This is a genomic window from Klebsiella sp. C349492, assembly GCF_042055345.1.
GTDB classification, from domain to species: domain Bacteria; phylum Pseudomonadota; class Gammaproteobacteria; order Enterobacterales; family Enterobacteriaceae; genus Klebsiella; species Klebsiella scottii.
In genome coordinates this window covers 1-427 of record NZ_JANQCE010000032.1, presented here as the reverse complement: position 1 = coordinate 427, position 427 = coordinate 1, and the positions used below count along the sequence as shown (strand labels likewise).

At 44.7% G+C, this 427-nt stretch carries 2 rRNA genes; both read right to left on the bottom strand.

The features are described 5' to 3' along the window. Positions 1 to 93 (bottom strand): 23S ribosomal RNA (locus NWP14_RS27840); the annotation flags it as partial. Positions 94 to 324: 231 nt separating this feature from the next. Further along, a 16S ribosomal RNA gene (locus NWP14_RS27835) occupies positions 325 to 427 on the bottom strand; the annotation flags it as partial.

The window sequence follows — 427 nt, the reverse complement described above, 5'->3', positions numbered from 1 at the left end:
CATATCACCTTACCGACGCTTATCGCAGATTAGCACGTCCTTCATCGCCTCTGACTGCCAGGGCATCCACCGTGTACGCTTAGTCGCTTAACCTCACAACCCGAAGCTGTTTCGTAAAACAGTCCGCATTGCGAAAATTTGAGAGACTCGAACACACCGTTTTTCCTTTCTTATTACGGAGAAAGGAAACAGTGTGTCGTTTCAATTTTCAGCTTGATCCAGATTTTTAAAGAGCAAAATTTCACAATGCACTTAACAGTACATTTTGAAATTTATCATTCATCAGACAATCTGTGTGGACACTACAAAGGCAGGTTCTTCAGGTAAGGAGGTGATCCAACCGCAGGTTCCCCTACGGTTACCTTGTTACGACTTCACCCCAGTCATGAATCACAAAGTGGTAAGCGCCCTCCCGAAGGTTAAGCTA